16 protein-coding genes are annotated in these 20,566 nt (G+C 70.9%); 9 read left to right on the forward strand and 7 right to left on the reverse strand.

The annotated features are described in order from the left end of the window. Nucleotides 1–118: 118 nt before the first annotated feature. Entirely contained in the window at nt 119–523 is a 405-nt protein-coding gene (locus tag LXT21_RS15325) for an MGMT family protein (RefSeq protein ID WP_254038872.1), read from the reverse strand. 44 nt (nt 524–567) lie between these two features. Beyond that, complete coding sequence (locus LXT21_RS15330; RefSeq protein WP_254038873.1) at nt 568–1,098, reverse strand: FHA domain-containing protein; 531 nt, start codon at nt 1,096–1,098, stop codon at nt 568–570. Nucleotides 1,099–1,283: 185 nt separating this feature from the next. On the opposite strand from LXT21_RS15330, the gene greA reads away from it, so the two are divergent. Continuing rightward, nucleotides 1,284–1,802, forward strand: a complete 519-nt coding sequence (gene greA / locus LXT21_RS15335; protein ID WP_254038874.1) for a transcription elongation factor GreA — start codon at nt 1,284–1,286, stop codon at nt 1,800–1,802. Nucleotides 1,803–1,927: 125 nt separating this feature from the next. Next, complete coding sequence (gene recG, locus LXT21_RS15340; RefSeq protein ID WP_254038875.1) at nt 1,928–5,260, forward strand: ATP-dependent DNA helicase RecG; 3,333 nt, start codon at nt 1,928–1,930, stop codon at nt 5,258–5,260. A 6-nt stretch (nt 5,261–5,266) separates the two neighbouring features. Here the strand turns inward: recG and LXT21_RS15345 are convergent, their stop codons facing one another. Further along, on the reverse strand, nt 5,267–6,007 hold the full coding sequence (locus LXT21_RS15345) for a tetratricopeptide repeat protein (RefSeq protein ID WP_254038876.1): 741 nt from the start codon (nt 6,005–6,007) through the stop codon (nt 5,267–5,269). 13 nt (nt 6,008–6,020) lie between these two features. Then, a complete protein-coding gene (locus LXT21_RS15350; protein ID WP_254038877.1) occupies nt 6,021–6,905 on the reverse strand; it encodes a hypothetical protein in 885 nt (294 codons plus the stop codon). A gap of 213 nt (nt 6,906–7,118) precedes the next feature. On the opposite strand from LXT21_RS15350, the gene LXT21_RS15355 reads away from it, so the two are divergent. The 3 genes from LXT21_RS15355 (at nt 7,119) to thrC (ending at nt 9,763) form a co-directional block, all read left to right on the forward strand. After that, nucleotides 7,119–7,760, forward strand: a complete 642-nt coding sequence (locus tag LXT21_RS15355) for a protein-L-isoaspartate(D-aspartate) O-methyltransferase (protein ID WP_254038878.1) — start codon at nt 7,119–7,121, stop codon at nt 7,758–7,760. Nucleotides 7,761–7,862: 102 nt separating this feature from the next. Continuing rightward, complete coding sequence (locus tag LXT21_RS15360) at nt 7,863–8,429, forward strand: hypothetical protein (protein ID WP_254038879.1); 567 nt, start codon at nt 7,863–7,865, stop codon at nt 8,427–8,429. Continuing rightward, entirely contained in the window at nt 8,426–9,763 is a 1,338-nt protein-coding gene (gene thrC / locus LXT21_RS15365; RefSeq protein WP_254038880.1) for a threonine synthase, read from the forward strand. The genes LXT21_RS15360 and thrC overlap by 4 nt, the downstream gene beginning before the upstream one ends. Before the next feature lie 75 nt (nt 9,764–9,838). Here thrC and ribB read toward each other — a convergent pair whose 3' ends face one another. Continuing rightward, the gene (gene ribB / locus LXT21_RS15370) at nt 9,839–10,990 is read right to left on the reverse strand and encodes a 3,4-dihydroxy-2-butanone-4-phosphate synthase (RefSeq protein WP_323394567.1); all 1,152 of its coding nucleotides are present in this window, start codon (nt 10,988–10,990) and stop codon (nt 9,839–9,841) included. A gap of 214 nt (nt 10,991–11,204) precedes the next feature. Between ribB and LXT21_RS15375 the strand changes: the two genes are divergently transcribed. From LXT21_RS15375 to LXT21_RS15385, 3 genes are all read left to right on the forward strand, one after another. Continuing rightward, nucleotides 11,205–11,543, forward strand: a complete 339-nt coding sequence (locus tag LXT21_RS15375) for a hypothetical protein (protein WP_254038882.1) — start codon at nt 11,205–11,207, stop codon at nt 11,541–11,543. Further along, complete coding sequence (gene tmk / locus LXT21_RS15380) at nt 11,540–12,196, forward strand: dTMP kinase (RefSeq protein ID WP_254038883.1); 657 nt, start codon at nt 11,540–11,542, stop codon at nt 12,194–12,196. The genes LXT21_RS15375 and tmk overlap by 4 nt, the downstream gene beginning before the upstream one ends. A gap of 145 nt (nt 12,197–12,341) precedes the next feature. Then, nucleotides 12,342–13,079 (forward strand): competence/damage-inducible protein A, encoded by a 738-nt coding sequence (locus tag LXT21_RS15385; RefSeq protein WP_254038884.1) that lies wholly within the window; start codon nt 12,342–12,344, stop codon nt 13,077–13,079. Nucleotides 13,080–13,106: 27 nt separating this feature from the next. On the opposite strand, the gene LXT21_RS15390 is transcribed toward LXT21_RS15385, so the two are convergent. After that, entirely contained in the window at nt 13,107–18,179 is a 5,073-nt protein-coding gene (locus LXT21_RS15390) for a UDP-N-acetylglucosamine--peptide N-acetylglucosaminyltransferase SPINDLY family protein (protein WP_254038885.1), read from the reverse strand. Between the two features lie 287 nt (nt 18,180–18,466). On the opposite strand from LXT21_RS15390, the gene LXT21_RS15395 reads away from it, so the two are divergent. Beyond that, the gene (locus LXT21_RS15395) at nt 18,467–19,246 is read left to right on the forward strand and encodes a DNA alkylation repair protein (protein ID WP_254038886.1); all 780 of its coding nucleotides are present in this window, start codon (nt 18,467–18,469) and stop codon (nt 19,244–19,246) included. A gap of 10 nt (nt 19,247–19,256) precedes the next feature. Here the strand turns inward: LXT21_RS15395 and LXT21_RS15400 are convergent, their stop codons facing one another. Continuing rightward, nucleotides 19,257–20,561: a hypothetical protein gene (locus tag LXT21_RS15400; RefSeq protein WP_254038887.1), complete on the reverse strand. Its 1,305-nt coding sequence runs from the start codon at nt 20,559–20,561 to the stop codon at nt 19,257–19,259. Nucleotides 20,562–20,566: the final 5 nt, after the last annotated feature.

Below are 20,566 nucleotides of genomic sequence, written 5' to 3' on the forward strand. Positions count from 1 at the left end.
GGAATAGCGCGAGCGACATGGCGGAATCCGGCCCGGGGGTTGGGGCCTGACTTTCGCGCGTCTATTCCCGCAGGCAAGCAGCCGGGGAGCCGAGCCCTCGACGGACGGTTTCGCTTCGTCAGAACAACGAGAGCTGCGCGGCGGCGGGCTTCGGCGTCGGTGCGGGCAACGTCTGGAGGCCGCGGGCGCGCGCCCAGTCCTCGCTCGGGCCGGACCAGTGGTGCAGGTCCATGCGCGCCTGTCCGCGCTCGTCGAACCCGATGCCCTCCGCCTCGAGCAGCTCCTTCTGTCCGTGGCCCGTCAGGCTGATGCCGCCGGTGCGGTTGATGATGCGCTGCCAGGGCACCGTGGCCGAGCGGGCGCCCAGCGCGCCCAACGCATGGCCGACCACCCTCGCGTCGCAGCCGTCACCGACGATGGTCGCGATGTCGCCGTAGGTGGCCACCTTGCCGGAGGGGACGGCCTGGACGGCGGTGTAGATGCGCTCGAAGTAGTCGCGCTCGTCGCGCGCGGGCTGCGTCATGGGGGCGTTGCTCCTGTCGAGGACACGGTAACGGTGTGGGGCCTTTAGCCGCTGCGCGAACCCAGGCCCGTGGCCTCGCCCGCCTTCAGGCGCTCGTGCAGCGTCCGGGCCTCCAGGTACCAGAACTGCACGTTGCCGAAGCTGAGGATGTCGCCGTCGCGCAGGGTCGCCTCGCGCAGGCCCAGGGTGCCCGCGTTGAGGAACGTGCCGTTGGTGGAGCCCAGGTCCTGCACGGTGCAGCGGTGCTGGGACCCGTTCCAGCGCAGCTCGGCGTGCAGCTTGGAGACGGACGCGTCGTCGATGACCAGGTCGCAGTCCATGCGCCGGCCGATGCGCAGGTGGTCCGTGGCGTGGAGGGGCGGGAGCGTGGCGACGCGCAGGTGTTCGAATTCGAACAGGAGGGTCATCATGCCCAGGCTGATGTCCTCGGGGGCGGCCATGCGGGTGGGCGCGAGCACGGCGGCCGAGGCCTCCGAGGGTGGACGCTGGATGAGGGCGAAGGGCCCCAGTTGGCGTTCGAAGTCCCTGGCGGGCAGTGACGCGGCGAGCGCGCGCAATTCCTGGACGGACAGCACGGAAGGCAGCCTAGCGGCTCACCCCGCGTGCGCCCAGCGTCCGCGAGGGTCCCTGTACGGCTTTCATTGACCTGCATGTCACGGGTTCCCTACATTGGGACATTCATGGAGGGGGCCGGGCTCCGGGAGGAGCGCCGGCCCTCGACTTTTTTGTGAACCTGGGAGTGGTGGAAGGAGCTGTGTCGATGGCTAGCGGGAGCGACAACATCCCGATGACCCCCTCCGGGCTGCGCAAGCTCAAGTCGGAGCTCAAGCACCTGCAGTCCGTCGAGCGAGGGAAGATCTCGCGGGAGATCGAGGTCGCCCGGGCCCACGGGGACCTGCGCGAGAACGCGGAGTACCACGCGGCGAAGGAGAAGCAGTCCCACATCGAGGGCCGCATCCTGACCCTCAATGACTGGATTGCGCGCGCGGAGGTCATCGACCCCAGCAAGCTGGGCGGTGACAAGGTCATCTTCGGGGCGACGGTGGATCTGCTGGATACGGAGACGGACAAGCCCGTCACCTACCGCATCGTCGGGGAGATGGAGGCGGACCTGAAGAAGCGCTGGCTCGCGGTGACGTCGCCGGTGGCCCAGGCGCTCATCGGCAAGCGCAAGGGTGACATCGCCACGGTGCGGAGTCCGGGTGGCACCCGCGAGCTGGAGATCCAGGAGATCCGCTTCGAGGATCCTCCGGACGACGCCCCGGCCGGCGAGGGCTGAGTCCGCCGTCCGACGGGAACAGCTGAGGACAGCCGACGGGGGAGCGGGCCTTGGCTCGCTTCCCCGGTCGCGTTTTCTGGGAGACGTCACCCCCGTTCCGTAGGATGGATGGACGTGACTCACGCGTGAACCATCCGCTCGCCAGTCTTGTAGGGCCCCTTCGCTACGCGTGTCAGCGCGACTTCGCCATGCTCGCGACGGTGAAGGGGCTGACGCCCGTCCTGGAGCGCGCGCTGGCCGGAGCCAGTGGCGTGAGCGCCGAGGCGCTGGGACACCTGCGCGCGGCGCTGCCGGATGTGGACCACCCCACGCCCCAGCGCCGCAAGGCCGCGCTGCGACGGGTCGTCGCGGGGCTGAAGCTCAGCGGCGTCGCGCTGCCGGCGGAGCTGAAGGGGCTCGCGAGCGGGGAGGGGACCTCGGACGCGGGGCAAGAGCCGCGTGGGACCGGGGGCGCTCGCGGCGAGGGGCAGCGTGTGTCGGAGTCCATGCCGCCGCTTCGCGAAGGCAGGTCGTCGCGAGAGGCGCCGGAGCCTCTCCGTCAGGCCTCCGGTGCGCGGGGTACCACGTTGAGCGAGTCGAACTCGCCGCGAGGGATGCCTGCGTCGGAGCCTCGTGGTGATGCGGCGAGTGCACGGCGTACCCCTGCGGGGGATGCGAACTCGCCGCGAGGGATGCCGCAGTCGGAGCCTCGTGGTGATGCGGCGAGTGCACGACGTACCTCTTCGGGGGATGCGAACTCGCCGCGAAAGATGCCGCAGTCGGAGCCTCGTGGTGATGCGGCGAGTGCACGACGTACCTCTTCGGGGGATGCGAACTCGCCGCGAAAGATGCCGCAGTCGGAGCCTCGTGGTGAGGCGTCAGGCGCGCGTCCCCCGGCGTCGGGCGAGTGGCCGCGCGGCGGAGCCGATACGGCACGCGCGCCTCGCTCCAATCCGAACGTGGGCCGGGCGCAGGAGGGACAGCTCGGCCCCGCGGTGGGTGGCGCACGCGTGCGGACCTCGGGCGATGGTGGGCCGGGCGCGCCGCCTCCGGGCTACGTCCAGATTCCACCGTGGAAGTCGAACGAGCCCTTGCCGACGTCGCCTCGGGCGAAGACCGCGGCGCCCCGCACCGGGACCGCGGAGATGGGGCCCGCTCCCCGCACTTCGTACGGAGCCCAGGCGGGCCTCGCGCGTCCTGGCACGCCCTCGGCGCCGCGCGCCGACGGACGTCCGGCCCGTCAGACGGCCATCGACACGGGCCCCGCGAGCACGTCTCCGGCCAAGGCGCGCAAGGAGAAGGAGCAGCGCAAGAAGAAGCGCGCCGTGGCCGCGGAAGCCTCCCGCTCCGAGGCGAAGCTGTTGTCCATCGCGCCGCGCTCGGGGCCGCTGTCCTCGCCGCTCAAGACGCTGGGCAAGCGGCTGGGGCCCCGGCTCATCTCCGCATTGGACAAGAAGGGCCTGCGGCGGATGGGCGACATCCTCTTCCTGCTGCCGCGTTGCTACGAGGACCGCAGGCGACTGCTCACCATCGCCGAACTGGAGCCGGGCGCGCGCGGCGTCACGGTGGGCATCGTCAAGGTCGCCGACTTCGTGCCCGGAAAGCAGGGGCGACGGATGTTCCGCGCGGTGGTGGGAGACCGCTCGGGCAGCATCGCCGCCACGTACTTCAACGCCGGCCCCTGGCTCAAGAGCCGCTTCACCGTGGGCAAGCGCATCGTCCTCTCCGGCGAGGTGCGGGCGACGATGAGCGGGCGCGAGATGGCGCACCCGGAGATCGAGCCCGCCGAGGACCTGGACTCCGCCGGCTCCGTGCACTTCAACCGCATCGTCCCGGTGTACCCGGGCTTCGAGCGCGGCGAGCAGCGCTCCTTCCGAGAGCTGGCCTCGCGCGTCGGTGAGCAGTACGCGCACGAGCTCGAGGACCCGCTGCCCCAGGAGCTGCGCCGTCGCCTGGAGCTGATGCCGCTGCCGGAGGCGCTGCGCTTCATCCACTTCCCGCCGGACTCGGCCGACCTGGAGGCGCTGGACGTGCACCAGAGCCCGGCCCACCGTCGGCTCGCGTTCGACGAGCTGTTCTTCCTCCAGCTCGGCATGGCGCTCAAGCGCCAGGGCGTCAAGGCGGAGCTGGGCATCGCGTTCGATGTGTCCCCCACGCGGATGGACACGGCGCGCGCGGCGCTGCCCTTCCAGCTCACGGGGGCCCAGTCTCGCGTGGTGGAGGAGCTCGCAAGGGACATGGCTCGCGAGGAGCCGATGAACCGGCTGGTGCAGGGCGACGTGGGCAGCGGCAAGACGGCGGTGGCCATGGTCGCCGCGATGGTGGCGCTGCAGGCCGGCTACCAGGTCGCGGTGATGGCCCCCACCGAAATCCTGGCGGAGCAGCACGAGCGCAACTTCCGCAAGGTGCTCGGCCCGCTCGGCTTCCAGGTGGGGCTGGTGAGCGCGTCCGGCACGGCGAAGGCCAAGCGTCAGGTGCGCGACGCCGTGGCTCGGGGCGACATCCACCTGGCCGTGGGCACGCACGCGCTCATCCAGCAGGACATGTCCTTCGACAAGCTGGGCCTGGTGGTCATCGACGAGCAGCACCGCTTCGGCGTGCTCCAGCGTCACTCGCTGATGAGCAAGGGCCCCAAGCCGGACGTGCTGGTGATGACGGCCACGCCCATCCCGCGCACGCTGGCCATGACGCTGTATGGGGACCTGGACCTCTCCATCATCGACCAGCTCCCGCCGGGCCGCACGCCCATCAACACGCGCGTGTTCAACGACAAGCAACGCGCGCGCGTCTACGAGTCCATCGCCTCGGAGCTCGCCAAGGGCCATCAGGCCTACGTCGTGTATCCGCTGGTGGAGGAGTCGGAGAAGCTGGACCTGGAGGACGCGACGCGCGGCGCGGAGAAGCTCCGGGCGGCGTTCCCCCAGGCGAAGGTGGGCCTGCTGCACGGGCGGATGAAGGCGGAGGAGAAGGACGCGGTGATGGAGGACTTCCGCGAGAAGCGGCTGCACGTCCTCGTGTGCACCACCGTGGTGGAGGTCGGCGTGGACGTGCCCAACGCGTCGGTGATGGTGGTGGAGGCTGCGGAGCGCTTCGGTCTGTCCCAGCTCCACCAGCTTCGTGGGCGCGTGGGACGTGGCGCCGCGGCCAGCTACTGCTACCTGGTGGCGAGCAGCGCGCGCTCGTGGGAGTCCACCGAGCGGCTGGCGGTGATGGAGGCCAGCAGCGACGGCTTCGTCATCGCGGAGAAGGACCTGGAGATCCGCGGGCCGGGCGAGTTCCTCGGCACGCGGCAGAGCGGCCTGCCGGAGCTGGCGGTGGCGAACCTCGTGCGGGACGGCGACTTGCTCTCCATGGCGCAGGCCGAGGCCCGGCGCATCCTCACCAGGGACCCGGACATGAAGTCCCCCGAGCACCAGGGGCTGGTGAAGGCGCTCGAGGAGCGGTGGGAAGGCCGGCTCGCGCTCGCGCGGGTGGGGTAGCGTGCGTCAGGGCCCCGCATCGGGACTCGCGGGCTTCGGGAGCGGCTCGTAGTCACGCTCCTCCCCCCACTTGCGCTCGCTCGTGGTCTTCCGTCCCGTCTCTCCACCCAGGACGCCCTCGCCCTCGCTGCAGGTGAGTCCGAGCCTGCGCGTGCAGGGGTCCACCGCGACGATGTTGCAGGACTTGAACGTGAAGATGCCGGGACTCTCGTCCGAGTTGCCCGCGAAGGTGTCCTGCGTGAAGCCCAGGTCGATGAGGGTGCATCCCTCCGGGTCCGAGCCTTGGGGCGTGGAGCACAGATACTCCGCGCTGTAGGCACCGCCCGAGGTAGAGCCCGACGTCCGATAGAGGTCGGCGTATCGGTCGGGGCAGAGCCACGCTGTCTCCGCGCACTCCGGGAGCTGGGCCTTCTCGCAGGCCGCGTCGTACCCCTCTCGCGTGAACACCCGGTCGCCGCCGCCGAACTTGTCCAGGTTGAAGTAGGTGTTCTTGCGCGTCTTCTCATCACCCCAGCGCACGGCGTGGCGCGCGGCGTCGAAGGCCGCGGGCTTCTTCTTCGCGCGGAACAGGCACAGGGACAGGTCCGACCACGCGGCGCCGTCCTGGGGTGACAGCTTCGTGAGCTTCTCGAACAGGGGACAGGCCTTGGCGAACTGCTTCGCGTCGTAGGCCTTCTGGGCCTGGGCGCGGAGGGCAGCGGCGTCCGGAGGCGCGGCCGTGAGCAGCAGGAGCAGGGGTGTCAGCATGGGAGTCTCCGCGCTAGAGGCGGGTGGCGGCCGTGACGTACACCGGGAGCCGGAAATTCATCGCCAATCGCTTGCCCTGCTCGGTGATGCCCCACACCTCGAGCTCCCAGGAGACCTCCTCGTCCGATTGTCGCCAGGTGGAGGAGCGCGCGTCGGTGACCAGGAACGTGAGCGGAATCTTCAAGGGACGGTCGGCGCGCAGCCCCTCGAAGTCGAGCTCCTGCCGGTGCTCGTGTTGGATGGTGCGGGTGGTGATGCGCCGCTGGCTCTTGCCCGTGCCCTTGGTGCGGGTCACCTGGTGCGTGCGTCGGAGGGTGACCGTGAGCGAATGCAGCGACGGGACGTCGTGCTCCGGCAACAGCTCCACCGTGTCCTGGCTTCCCAACGACAGGGGAACCTGTGGCAGTCGCAGGCTCACGCGCCCGAAGACGCGGCGTGCCTTCCAGCGGCGATAGAAGGCTCGCAGCAGGAAGCGCCAGGTCGTGTAGAGCCCGCAGGTCGTCAGGGCAAGCAGCATGAATCCACCGCCGAGCCGCTGCTGCTGGGGCGCATGGGGGCTCAGGACTTCGGGGGCGAGGTGCCAGAAGGCGCCGAGCAGCCCCACGATGACGAGCCCACCGAGGATGGGACGCGGGAGCGGGCCGGTCGCGAGCTGGGGCGCCACCGTCTGCTGGGTCCAGGGGTGGTCCCACAGCCAGGGCTCGGTGCGGTGCTCCCTCGCGAAGGCGCGCAGCCGCAGCGAGCGCCGCAGGCGGACCGCGCCCCAGACGCCACACACCAACGTCCCCGTGAGCAACGCGCGCCGAGGGCTGAGCGCCTCCGAGGGGGCCAGCTCGGATGTCGCCGTCCGGAGGCCGAGGAGCAGGTACCCGCCGACGAGCGCCAGCAGCAGCAGCACGATTCCCTGGACGAACGGAAGACGCGTGGGCGGAGGTTGGAGACCGCCTGGGGATTCGACTCTCCCGAAGATGAACGCCGGCTCGGCCATCGCGCGAGCGTAGGGTGGGGGCGTTGTCTTGGATAGCGCGCCGCCGGGGAAATTCCCGCGAGGGCCTGAGGGCCGCCGGACCCTCCCGCTGCTGCGAGCGCCAGGTGTGGTTAGGCTTCAGGAATGGGAGACCTGGACCGCGCCGAGTACCTGTCTCGACAGGGCATCCATGACCCCCGTGTGCTCGAGGGCATCGGGAGGCTGAGCCGGGCGGAGTTCGTGGCGGAGCACTCGCGCTCGGAGGCGGGCGTCGACGCGCCGCTGCCCATCGGCCACGGACAGACCATCAGCCAGCCCTATGTCGTGGCGTTCATGACGCAGGCGCTGCGCCTGGAGGGGCACGAGCGGGTGCTGGAGATAGGCACGGGCTCCGGCTACCAGACGGCGCTGCTGTCGCTGTTGTGCCGCGAGGTGTTCACGGTGGAGATCATCCCGGAGCTCGCCCGCTCGGCGCGCGAGCGGCTCCACCGTCTGGGCTTCGAGAACGTGTACTTCCGCCAGGGCAACGGCGCCGAGGGCTGGCTGGAGCAGGCGCCGTTCGACGCCATCATGGTCACCGCCGCGCCGTCCGAGGTCCCTTCCTCGCTGCTCGCCCAGCTGCGACGTGGGGGCCGGATGGTGGTCCCCGTCGGGCCGCTCGAGGGGACCCAGCAGCTGCTGCTCATCCATCGGGCCAAGGAGCCGGGGCAGCTCCCCCGGGTGGAGTCCTTGTTGCCCGTGCGGTTCGTCCCCCTGACGGGGCCGACGGGGCTCCCCCAGCCTTGATGCGCCCGAGAGGGGAGCGGTCCGCCCGGATGCCTGGAAGCCACCAAGGGCCGAGAAGTCGCGTTGCCCCCGAACGTGGCCGCCCGCTAACGTCCCGGCATCATGATCATCTGTCCGGTCTGCGACCACGTACAGCCCGAAGGCACCGAGTGCGATGTCTGTGGGAAGCGCTTCCCGGTGACCGCCGTGGCCGCGACGCCCCCGGTGGCCCCGCTGCCTGAGCTGGAGCTGACGCCGCACGCGGGGGGCCGTGACGCGGTGAACGCGCAGCCACTGCCGGAGCTGGACATCACGCGCCTGCGCAGCGGGCCGGACCTGCCGCCGCAGGTGGTGCAGGACCTGGAGCTGACGCGCTCGGCGCCCACGGGGGACTTGCCGGTGGCGGTGCTCCCGGAGCTGGACACCGGCCGCGCGCCGGATGATGGCGTGCGCACCGCGGCCCCGCTGGGCGCCGTGGTCTGCCGCTACTGCCGCAACGTGCAGGCGCAGGGGCTGCTCTGCGACAACTGCGGCATGCGGCTGCCTCGAGCGCGCGTGGCGCCCGCCGTGGTGGCCGGGAAGCCGGGCGCGGACGGTGACGACTGGATGGCCTGCCCCTCGTGCCACACCCGGGGCCGCCCGGGTCGGGCCTGCTCCGAGTGCGGCACGCGCCTGCAGGAGAAGACATGAGCGCCTCGGAGTCCGGCTTCAAGGCGGAGTACGCGTGCAGCGAGGGCTGCGACTTCCGAGCCTCGCTCCTGGACGTCGTCTATCGCTGCCCGCGCTGCGAGGGCTTGCTGGAGGTGCGTCACGACGTGGCCGCCCTGCGCTCGGTGCCCGCGGCGGAGTGGAAGCGGCGCTTCGAGTCGCGCTTCGGTTCATCCCGTCTGCCGGACGGCTCCGGCGTGTGGGGCAAGCGCGAGTGGGCCTACCCGCAGCTCCCCGTGGAGGACATCGTCTCGCTGGGGGAGGGCCGTGTTCCGCTCAAGCCCCTGCCGCGCATGGCGTCCGAGCTGGGGCTGTCGGCGTTGGAGTTGAAGGAGTGCGGCGTCTCGCCGACGGGCAGCTTCAAGGACTGGGGCATGACGGTGCTCGTGTCCGCCGTGAAGCACATGCGGGCCCGGGGCGTGCCCCTGCGCGCCGTGGCGTGCGCGTCCACGGGTGACACCTCCGCGGCGCTGTCGGCCTACTGCGCGGCGGCGGGGATTCCCGCGGTGGTCTTCCTGCCGCGCGACAAGGTCTCCCTCGCGCAGCTGGTGCAGCCCATCGCGAATGGCGCGCGCGTGCTGTCGCTCGACACGGACTTCGACGGCTGCATGCGCCTGGTGCAGGCGGTGACGGCGGACACGGGCCTGTACCTGGCCAACTCGATGAACTCGCTGCGCATCGAGGGACAGAAGATGGTCGCCGTGGAGCTGTGCCAGGACCTGGGCTGGGAGCCACCGGACTGGGTGGTGATTCCGGGCGGCAACCTGGGCAACGCCAGCGCCCTGGGCAAGGGCTTCGAGCTGATGCTGGAACTGGGGCTCATCACCCGCAGGCCGCGCATCGCCGTGGCGCAGGCGCAGCGCGCCAACCCGCTGGCCCGCGCCTTCCGGGGCGGCTTCCAGGAACTGCAGCCCATGCAGGCCGAGAGCACGCTGGCGTCCGCCATCCAGATTGGCAACCCGGTGTCCTTCCGCCGCGCGGTGCGAATCCTGAAGGCCTTCGATGGCGTGGTGGAGGAGGCGACGGAGTCGGAATTGGCCAACGCCGCCGCGCGCGCGGACCGCGAAGGGACCTTCACCTGTCCCCAGACGGGGGTTGCGCTCGCGGCGCTGGAGAAGCTCGTGGCCCAGGGTGTCATCGCGAAGGGCTCGCGCGTGGCGGTGGTGTCCACCGCCCACGGGCTGAAGTTCGCGGACTTCAAGGTGGGCTACCACCGGGGCACGCTCGCGGACGTCACCAGCCGCCATGCGAATCCTCCGGTGCAGTTGCCCGCAAACCTCGACGCGGTGCGCTCGGCCCTGTCGGACCTGGGCTGACGGCGCGAGCAGGGACGGGCAGGGCGGGGCTCACCTCACGGGGAGCCGCCGCCCTCGGGCACGGCGAGGCGCGAGTCAGTCCGCGAGCAGCGGGACGCGCTTGTCGATGGTGAGCCCGAAGCCCGCGAGGCCCCGGTAGGTGATGTCCGTGTTGGTCATCACCTGCAGCGTGCGCACGTTCAGGTCATTGAGGATCTGGCAGCCCATGCCCAAATCCCGCGTCTCTTGCGGCCCGCGGCGCAGGTCGGCGCTGCCGTCCGTGTTGCGCTTGTGGTGGATGCCGAAGTCGTCCCCGTGCATGCCGGGCAGGTACACCAGGACGCCGCTGCCCTCGCGGGCGATGCGGGCCAGCGACTGATCCAGCAGCGCGTTGCAGTTGCACGTCGGCGAGCCGAACACGTCGCCCATCGTGCAGGCCGCATGCAGGCGCACCAGGGCGCTCGGGCGGGAGGCGGGGTCTCCCTTCACCAGCACCAGCGACTTGGCGCCGTCGGGCAGCCACGTGTACGTGAGCGCGGTGAAGTCGCCGTAGCGGGTGGTGACGGTGTGCTGGCCCGGCTCGCGGCGCACCAGCCGGTCCTTGCGGCGGCGGTACTCGATGAGGTCCGCGATGGTGATGACGCGCAGCTTGTGCTCGAGCGCGAAGGCCTGGAGGTCCGGCATCCGCATCATCGTGCCGTCGTCCTTCACCAGCTCGCACAGGATGCCCGAGGGGCCCAGGCCCGCCAGCCGGGACAGGTCCACGGTGGCCTCGGTGTGGCCCGCGCGGCGCAGCACGCCGCCCTCGCGGTAGCGCAGCGGGAAGATGTGCCCGGGGCGCAGGAAGTCGTTGGCCTGGCTCTCCGGGTCCGCCAGCGCCAGGATGGTCTTCGCGCGGTCCGCCGCGGACACGCCCGTGGTCGTCCCGTGCCGGTAGTCCACGGACACCGTGAAGGCCGTGCGGTGGGATTCGGTGTTGTCCGACACCATCTGCGGCAGCCGCAGCGCGTCCAGCCGGTCCGCCAGCATGGGCATGCAGACGATGCCGCTGGTGTGACGCACCATGAAGGCCAGGTGCTCGGGCGTCACCTTCTCCGCCGCCATGATGAGGTCGCCCTCGTTCTCGCGGTCCTCGTCGTCCGCGACGATGACGAACTTGCCGTCGCGGATGTCCTGGATGGCATCCTCGATGGAGGAGAGCTTGGCGTCGTGGCTCATGGTGGCTTCGGTCCGCTCGCGGGTCTGCATGTGCAGGCGCATGTAGCGTCTAGGTCCGGGGCTGGCAAGCCAACCCGCCACCCGGCGTGCGCCCGGATGATGGGCCGGAGTAGGTCTTCCACGGGCGCTCTCTCGACTGGCCGTTGTGGTGTGGGTGGAATCCTGTGCGACCTGGAAGGTTGGAGTCCCCAGGGACGATGACTCGACGCGTGGAACAGCCTGCTGTAGGGTGTCCGGTTCCGAGATGAGCGCCAACACCCAGGACTTGAGGACGCGGCTCGACCAGCTCCAGGAGAGCCTGTCCGTCCGCCAGAGCACCACCCACTTCGCCCACACCGGGGTGGCCACCATGGTGGCCCTCATGTTCGGTGGGGCGGCGGGCAAGCTGTTCTACGACTCCCTGCGCACGCCGCTGCTCGCGTGGGGCGTGGCCCTGCTGGCGGTGGTGCTGCTGGGGTACGCCTTCCGCCGCTACGTGCTGGGACGCCGGGTGCTGGCGGACGAGCTTCAGCGCTACCAGACGATGCTGGAGCTGCGCAGCCAGCTCCGGCTGGATGATCCCTCGGCGCTGCTGCCCCAGTGAGCGCGGCGCGCAAGGTCTCCCGTCGGGGCCGCTTCATCGTCCTGGAGGGATTGGACGGCGCCGGCACCACCACGCAGGCGGAGCGGCTGGCGGCCGCCCTGCGCGCGGAGGGCCATGGGGTGCTCACCACGCGGGAGCCCTCGGATGGCCCGGTGGGGACGCTGATCCGCCAGGCCCTCACGGGCCGCCTGGGCCTGCCCCAGGGCGCGGGGCCGCTGACGCCCCAGACGCTGGCGCTGCTCTTCGCGGCGGACCGCACGGACCACCTCGCGGCGCGCGTGCTGCCGGCGCTGGAGGAGGGGAAGCTCGTCCTGTGCGACAGGTACGTGTTGTCCTCGCTGGCCTATCAGGGCGCGTCCCTGCCCATGGGCTGGGTGGAGCAGGTGAACGATTACGCCGTGTCGCCGGACCTGACGCTGTTCGTGGGCGTGGCGCCGGAAGTCGCCGCGAAGCGACGTGCGGCGCGGGGTGGGGCGGCGGAGCTGTTCGAGGCGGACGAGGCGCAGCGGCGCATCGCGAAGCAGTACCTGGCCGCCATCCGCCGCCGCGCGAAGAAGGAGCGCATCGTCCACATCGACGGTGAGCAGGGCATCGAGGCGGTGACGCAGGCCTCGCTGGTCCAGATTCGCAAGCTGCTCGGCCGTAAGCGCTGAGGGAGCCGGGGGCCAGAGGCCCCCGTGGTCCGGTGCGCCCCAGCCCCGCGGGGGAGGCCGGGCCCTTTTGAATTCGGACATGGCGGACAGTCCCCCCGACTCGCGCCACGGAAATCCGAGCCGTTGCGGTAGAGTCCGCCGCTCCATGGAGCGCACGGGCGCGGCGGCGATCATCATCGGCAATGAGGTCCTGACGGCGAAGGTCCAGGACCAGAACGGTCCGCACCTCATCAAGAGGCTGCGCGAGGTGGGCATCCCCCTGCGTTCGGTGGAGACCATCCTGGACGACGTGGACGCCATCGTGGACGCGATGAACCGGGCGCGGCAGCGCGCGCGCTATGTGTTCACCAGCGGCGGCATCGGCCCCACCCACGACGACGTCACGGTGCGCGCCGTGGCGCTGGCGCTGGGCAAGTCCGTGGTGCGCCTGCCGGAGATGGTGTCGCTCATCGAGGCGCGTGCTCCCGAGGGCAAGGTGACGCCGGAGGGCATGCGCCTGGCCGACGCACCCGAGGGCGCCGTGCTGCTGCCCCAGGCGGGCACGTGGTACCCGGTGCTGACGGTGGGGGACATCTACCTGCTGCCCGGCGTGCCGCAGCTCTTCCGGATGCAGCTGGAGACGGTGCTCGCGCGCCTGAGCGGCACCCCGGTGGTGCTCCAGAACCTGTTCCTGCGGCTGGGCGAGAGCGAAATCGCGGCCGTGCTGGACCACGTGGCGCTGAACATGCCGCACGTGGCCATCGGCTCGTATCCGGAGTTCGACCCGGCCAAGGACTACCGGGTGAAGATCACCGTCGAGGCCGGCGAGCGAGGCCCCGTGGAGGAGGCCGTCGCGCGCATCATCGGCGGCCTGCCCGACGGCGCGGTGCTGCGGCGGGAGTGACGAAGCCCCCCGCCGCGCCCGGCGAAACTACAGCGACAGCCCCAGCCGCTGGCGCAGCCGGAAGAAGTCGTCGGTGAAGGACCAGGACACCAGGGTGCGCAGCCGCTCACCCTCGCGCACGGCCTGAATCACCGGCTCGGCAGAGTCCAGCTTCGCGCCCGCGAAGTTCGGGTCCTCGCGCAGCACCATGCCCAGGCCCACGGACACGTCGCCGGCCATCAGCAGACCCGCGCGGTCCGCCGAGTAGTCCAGCGCGTCCAGCCACGGCGCCAGCTCCAGCTTCTGCACGTCACCCAGCGACAGCGCGGGCACCTCCAGCGCCTTGATGGCCTTGCGGGAGAACGCCTTGCGCAGCTGCTTCACCGCCTCGTCGTTGCGCCGGCCCAGCGCGGAGAAGTTCTGCGCGTGGATGCGGATGGCGTTGCCGAACAGGTCCGCCGTCTCGCCCTGCGACAGCTTCTCCAGCACGGCCGCCTTGTTGAGCAGGCCCAGCGCCGCGCGGCCCAGGAGGAACTTCTGCTCGCGCGCGTTGAAGCGCCGCACCACGTCCTGGCCGATGCACACCGACATGGGCTCGGTCGTCTCCAGCACCGTGAGCCCGCGCCGCGCCTGGTACGCGTCGAACTCCTCCACGCCGAACACCTGCGCCACCGTGCGCACGGCCTTGTACACCGCGCTGTCCGGCTTGAGCTTGTCCGTCTTCGGGTTGACGCCGACGATGTCGAAGCTCGGTGGGTAGACCTTCTCCAGCTGGTCCCCCATCGCTCGCAGCACCTCCAGCAGCGGACCCCGGACGCCCGGATGCATCAGCACCGTGTCCACGTCCGTCGACGTCAGCGCCTCGCGAGCCTCCTGCGCCAGCCGCGCGCGGCCCTCCGTGTAGAAGGCCAGCTCCACCTCGTTCGTCGAGCGCAGGAACTGGAGCACCGACGCCACGCAGAACGCCTTGTCCAGCTGCTTGAGGCCCTCCCAGAGCTTGAACAGCGCATGCAGGCTGTCCACCCGCGTCGGGTCCTGGCGGAGGATCTGCTTGTGCTCCTCGATGGCCATCGGCACGGACGACGTGTCGCGCGCGTACAGCCCGGCCAGCGCGAAGCGGGCCGTGAGATTGGCGCCGTCCGCGTCCACCACCTGGCGGTACAACCCGGTGGCGCGGGCGGGCTCGGACAGGGCGCCCGCGTACAGCTCCGCCACGCGAATCCGCAGCGCGCTCGCGCGGCGCGGGTCCGTGGACGCGGAGGCCTGGGCCTCCAACAGCTGCGCCAGCTCCGGCAGGTTCCGCGCGCGCTCGTACAGCGTCACCAGCTTGTCGATGAGCGTGGTGTCGCCCGGCGACAGCTCCAGCGCGCGGCGGTACAGCGGCGTGGCCGCGGCCGCGTCACCCAGGCCCTCGTCATACGTGCGCGCCAGCTCCAGCGTGAAGCGCGCGCGGGCGTCCGGGGACAGCTCCTGCTGCAAGAGCTTGTGCAGGCAGTCCACCGCGCCCGCGTAGTTGCGCGCCTGCGTGTGCAGCGTGGACAGCCGCTCCAGCGCCTCCTGGTGCCGGGGCTGCGAGGCGAGCACCGTCATCAGATACGCGATGGCGCGCGTCGCGTCGTTCAGGTGCGTCTGGTACAGCGTGCCCAGCGTGAGGTGGAAGGGCGCGAGCGTGCGCACGTCCCCACCCAGCTGCACGCGCTGGGTCAGCATGGCGGCGGCCTCCGCGTACTGCTGGGCCTCCAGGAGCAGGGAGGCGCGCAGCTCCAGCGCCTCGATGTGGCCCGGCTGCGCCGACAGCGCCTTCTCCAGCAGCGCCACCGCGCGCGGCTTGTCTCCCAGCGCCCCGTGGTGCAGCCGCGCCGCGCTCACGAAGCCCGTGGCCGCGGCGACGTGGTCCTTCTGCGCGAGCTTCGCCTCGGCGCGCCGCTCGTGCAGCGCGGCCAGGTCCGCCGAGCCGCCCCGGTGCGCCAGCAGCTCCTCCAGGCCCGCCTGCGCGGCCGGGTGCAGCGGGTCTCTCTCCAGCGCCTGCTTGTAGAGCGCCGCCGCGCCGTCGGTGTCCTTCTGGATGAGCGACGCCAGCCGCGCCGCGCCGATGAACGCGTCGATGGCGCCGCGCGGGTCCTTGCTCAGCCGCGCCTCGGCCTCCAGCGCCGAGCGGGCCTCGGCCGCGTCTCCGCGCCGCATCGCCACGCGACGGGTGCCCTGGAGCGCCGGGATGCACTGCGGCTGCAGCTCCAGCGCCTGCTTGTAGAGGGCCGCCGCGCGCTCCAGGTCCCCGAAGCGCGTCTCCGCGAGCTCGGCCGTGCGCAGCAGCATCTCCAGCGCCTCGTCCGCGTCGCGCGCGTGCGCCAGCCGCAGCGTGTACAGCCGGGCCAGGCCCGACACGTCCCCGGCCAGCTTGAGCGAGCGCTCCAGCGCGAACGCGAGCCGCGCGTCACCCGGGTCCGCCTCGAAGGCGCGCTTGTACGCCTCCAGCGTGCCCTCCGCGGGGCCCTTGTCCAGGTCCACCACGGCGGACAGCCGCAGCGCGGTGGCCAGGCGAGGGTCGTTCACCCGCTCGGCGATGCGCTGCCGCAGCTCCGCGCGGCGCGGACGGTCCGACGCGCGGATGCGCTCCAGCAGGGTGAGGGCGGTGAGGTTGCCCGCGTCCAGGCCGAGCACGGCCTCGCAGCACAGCGCCGCGCGCGAGGGCTCCTGGAAGCGGTCCAGGTACAGCCGCGCCAGCTTCAGGTACGCCGTCACCTTGGCCGCGGGCGTGTTGCCCACCTGCGTCTCGCGGTCCAGGATGGCGACCAGCTCCTTGACGTTGTCCTGCGACAGGAACAGCCGCTCCAGCGCGCGCAGCGTGGCGGCGTGGCCCGGCGTCAGCCGCAGCACCTCCTGGTAGGTCTCGATGGCCAGGTCCGGGCGGCGCAGCGCCTCCTCCCAGATGACCGCGGCCTGGAACAGCGCGTTGGCCCGCTCCAGCGGGTCCGTGCGGTTGGCGGCCTCCTCGCGCAGCATCGCGACCAGGCTCTCCCACGCGCCCTGGGCGCGGTAGATGCGGGCCAGCGCGCGCAGCGCGGGGAAGTAGCTGGGCGCCAGCATCAGCGCCTCCTGGTACGAGGCGATGGCGTCGTCCTCGCGCGACAGGCGCTGCTCGTACAGCTCACCAATCTTGTAGATGAGCGCGGCGGCCTGCTCGGTGGACTGCGAGCTCTCCGACTCCGCCCGGTACATGTCCACCAGCTTCTCCCAGCGGCCGTCCTGCGCGTATAGCCGGCCCAGGGCCTTGAGCGCGGGGAGGTACGACGGGGACAGCGCCAGCACCCGCTCGTACGCGGAGATGGCGCCCGCGCGGTCCTTCAGGTTCTCGTCGAGGATCTCCGCGTTGCGGTGGAGCAGCGACAGCACCTGCTTGGTGTCGCCCGCGAGCGACGCCTCCAGGTCATGCGTCTCCAGCAGCTCACGGAAGCGCTGCGCGCGCTCATACAACCGCGCCAGGTTGCGGATGGTGGGCAGGTGGTCCGACGCCAGGTCGAGGATGCGCTTCATGCACTCGATGGCGTGGTCCAGGTCTCCCAGCCTGTCCTCGTACACCCCGGCCATCTTGTTGAGCGTGGTGATGAGCTGATCCCGGTCCGACGTCTGGAGCAGGTCCTGCTCGAACATCGCCACCAGCTCCGCGAAGCGGCCCTGGCGCTCGTAGAGGCGGGTGAGGGCCTTCTGCGCGGGCAGGTAACCGGGCTGCAGCTGGAGGCAGGAGTTGTAGCGGGAGATGGCGTCCTCCTGCCGTCCCAGCCGCTCCTCGAGGATCTCCGCGGCCTTGTACATGCGCGCGGCCTTCTGCTTGGCGTCCTCGGCGGCGGCGACCTCCGCGTCGAAGACGGAGACCAGCCCCTCCCAGTTCTGCATCCGGTAGTACAGCTTGCCCAGGCCCGCGAGCGCCGCCGAGTGACCGGGGATGCGCGCGACGATGGCCTGATAGCGCGCCGCCGCGTCCACCTCGCGCTTGAGGACCTCCTCGTACAGCGCGGCCAGCCGCAGGTTGGTGGCCACCAGCTCGCTCTCGTCGTTGAGCGAGCCCACGCGCGCGAGCAGCACGTCCGCCAGCTCCTCGAAGCGGCCCTGCGTCTCGTAGATGCCAGCCAGCTCGCTGAGGATGAGCGGGTCATTGGGCGCCGCGTGGCGTCCATCCAGGAGCGCGGCCAGGGCCTCGCCCTTCTGGCCCAGTCGCTCGTGGACCTTGGCGATCTGCAGATAGGCCGGCGCGGCCTGGGGCCCCAACAGGGCGGCCTCCGCCGTGAGCGCCTCGAGCAGCTCCTCGGTGCGGCCCTCGCGCTCGGCGACGCGCTTGAGCGCGGCGAGCAGCAGCGCGTCCGCGCGGTCCAGGGCGAAGGCCTCGCGCAGGAGCGACGCGGCGGGCTCGCGCTGCTTGAGGCGCTCCTCGAGCAGCAGGCCCGCGGAGGTCAGGTAGTGCGCGCGCAGCGACGGCTGCTGCATGGTGGCGGCCAGGAGCCGGTAGACCTCCACCAGCGCGGCGGCGTCATTGCGCGCGGCGTAGACGGACTCGAGCTGCGTGAGGACCACCACGTCGGTGGGGCGGCGCTCCAGGCACTGGCGCAGGCACGCGGCGGACTCCTCGTCGCGGGACAGGCGCTCCTGGAGGACGATGCCCTTCTCGAACAGGAGCGCGGCCTGGTGGCGCGCGTCGTCGGTGGCGGACAGCTCCGCGTCGAGCAGCTGGATGACCATCTGCCAGTTGCCGACGTCCGCGAAGAGGCGGCGCGCGGCGCGGATGTTGACCAGGTAGCGCGGCGCGAGCTTGTACGCGTTCTGGAACGCGACGGCCGCGTTGCGCGGATTCTTGAGCGGCTCTTCCCAGAGCAGGCCGACCTCGTGGAAGAGCTGCGCGGCCGTGGTGGCGTCCGTGGCGCTGAGCGTCCGGGCCTCGCGCTCGAGCGAGGCGATGCGCTCGCGGGCCTCGTCCTCCATGCTCGGCGTGGGCGCCGCCTGGGGCGCGGCCTGAACGGACTGGGCGAGCGCCTCCGTGGCGGAGGGGCCCGTCTTGCCGGGCACGACAGCGGACGGAGGAGGGGCGGCCGTGACAGGGGGTCGCGGGATGTCGTTGCGCTCGCTCATGGAAGGCCGGCTCCGGGGGCCAGGGATGATGAGGGGAGAATGGCCGGGAACGGTCGTAACACGCGCTTGCCCGGTCCCTCAACTTCCCGACTTTCCAGGCGATTTGGGTGTCCGGATACCCGGGGAGCGAGCGTGCGCCTGCTCGGGACTCCGGGTGGGAGACTGCGGCGCGGTCCGCCGTGACAGGGGCGCGAAACGGCTTTTGCGAGGGGCCCCATGTCCGCGTTGTGATGGAGTTCGCGGTGAGCTGGGGTTCCCACGAAGGAGACACACAGGTGCCGAGGCAGATGACGCGGTCCCAGGTGATGAAGGCGCTCGAAGCGGCCGGCGACCCGAGGGTGCGTGAGCGCTATGTGCGCGACGGCGCCGGGGAAAACGTGTTCGGCGTGCTGATGGGGAAGCTTCGCGCGCTCGCGGGCGAGGTGGGACAGAACCACGCGATGGGACTGGAGCTCTGGGCCACGGGAAACCACGAGGCCCGCCTCCTCGCTTGCATGGTGCTCGAGCCGGACGCTCTCACGGAGAAGGCGGCCCGTGAGCTGCTCGAGCCACTCACCCTGCCGCTGCTGGTGGATGAGCTGGTCGGGCGGGTGCTCGTGAAGTCGCCGGTCGCCGGGGCGCTGGAGAAGCGCTGGAGGGATGGCGATCAGGAGTTGCCACGGCGCGCGGGCTGGAAGCTCCTCGCGGGACGGATTTCGGCGGGACTGGCGAAGGACCTCGAGGTCGGGGCGACGCTCGCTCGCATCGAGAGGGAGCTGCCGAAGGCGCCGTACCGCGTGCAGGAAGGCCTCAACTTCTGCCTCGTCTGGATCGGCCTCCACCTGCCGGAGCACCGCGACGAGGCCATCGCCATTGGTGAGCGACTGGGCCGTTGGGATCCGAGGCCCATTCCAAAGGGCTGCACGTCCAGCTACGCGCCGGAGTGGATCGCCGCGGTCCTCGCGCTGCGCAAGGGGGAGAAGACAGAGGCGCGCAAGAAGATGGAGGCCACGGCGGCGAAGAAGAAGCCGGCTCCCTCGAGCAAGAAGACCGCGTCGAAGAAGCCGGCCCGGAAACGCACGGCCTGATTGGCGGGCCCTACATCAGGTCGCGCAGGTTGCGTTCAGCGATGCGCGTCATCTGCGAGACGCGCTGGTGCATCCACAGCCCGAACGGCTGGATGCGGCTGACCGGCGTCTTCTTCGGCATGTCGGAGGTGTTCTCGTCGAACGGGACGATGGCCCGCTCCCCGGCGGCGTTCGACGCGCGGTTGTCGAAGGCGAAGGACCGGTTGATATCCCAGCCGCCGTGGAAGGGCTCGAGGTCCTCCAGCTCATCGTTGCCCGTGGCGTCCACCAGATTGCCGATGTCGTAGACGTCAGCGGAGATCTCCAGACAGCTCCAGCCACCCCCGGTGACGTTGCCGCAGTAGAAACCCGGCAGGTCCTCGGAGGCGTTCGTGGCGAGGATCCACGTGGCGGACCCATAGACGCGCAGGAAGTAATCCCAGCTCGACTCCTTCTTCTTGGGCTTGAGCGGCTTCGCCTTCAGCCACTGTCCGAGGCGCAGCTTGTGGTGGCGCACGAAGAACGACACATGCTCCTCGGCGGACTCGATGCGCTTCTTGTCCTTCTTCGCGTCGACCAGCTCCGTGATGAAGTGCCCCGAGGGGAATCGCTCATGGAGGTCCTTGAGCATCGCCACGGCGATGTCCACGGCCTCGAAGGCGTCCTTGGGCTTCGGGAACTTCGTGCCCTTGGGCGGCTTGGGCCGTTTGGGCGCGCCCTTCGCGGGCTTGGGCTCGGGATTGGGGTGCTTCGCGGGCCAGAGCTCCTGGTTGTACTGCACGAAGCCGGCCTTCTCCTGCGCGCGGACGCGCTTCTCCGCGTAGGCGACGGCCGCCTCCCAGCTCGCGTGGGCCTTCTCCTTGCGCTCCTCGATGGTGTGGTTCCCATCGACGGTCATGGACCAGGCCTTCGTCTCCTCCTTGCGGTACTGGCGCTCGAGCACCTTCTTCGACGTCGCGTTCCAGGGGGTTCCGTCACGGAAGCCCATGCTCCGGTAGCGCGCGAGCAGCGCCTCCACTCCGGAGGCGTCGACGAGCGCGACGTGGCTGTGCCCGTTCAACGTGCCACGGCGAACGGTGGCCTTGTCCCCGCGCACCGTCACATCGACATAGAGGAGCCAACCTCCCCGGTACAGCACGTGCCGCGCCGTCACGGGCGCGGTGAACGTCACCGCCTGCTCATCCCGCTTGTAGAGCGTCCCCGCGCTCCAGACTCGCAGCTCGAAGTCCTCCGAATAGAACCAGACCTCATCCTTCGAATCGAACTGTGGGTCAGCGCGCCGGATGGCGTCGCTGCCATTGAGCTTCTGGAGTCGCTTCCAATCGGTATCGGCCATGGAGG

This window comes from Myxococcus guangdongensis (assembly GCF_024198255.1).
GTDB classification, from domain to species: Bacteria; Myxococcota; Myxococcia; order Myxococcales; family Myxococcaceae; genus Myxococcus; species Myxococcus guangdongensis.